This is a genomic window from Chengkuizengella axinellae, assembly GCF_030730905.1.
Lineage (GTDB): Bacteria > Bacillota > Bacilli > Paenibacillales > KCTC-33759 > Chengkuizengella > Chengkuizengella axinellae.
In genome coordinates, this window is sequence record NZ_JAVAMP010000077.1 from 1 (window position 1) to 221 (window position 221).

At 35.3% G+C, this 221-nt stretch carries 1 protein-coding gene; it reads left to right on the top strand.

Going from position 1 to position 221, the window contains the following annotated elements; translation table 11 throughout:
* On the top strand, positions 1 to 221 hold a 221-nt coding region (locus Q5Y73_RS24745; RefSeq protein ID WP_305994589.1), incomplete at both ends, for a hypothetical protein.

Sequence of the window (221 nt, forward strand, 5' to 3'; positions counted from 1 at the left end):
GAAGATGTTAACACAGAAGCTATTTACGCGTACGATGTTACTGGTGAGGATGGATATATCGATGCAATCGCTATCCAATTAACAGAAGAAATTGATGAAACATCAGTTTCTAAGTTTGATATTACTGTTAATGGTTATGATGTATTAAATGCATTCTCTGTATCAGGAACAGAATTGGATGTAGCACTTGACGAAGAAAAATTGGATGATGCTGCTGAAGA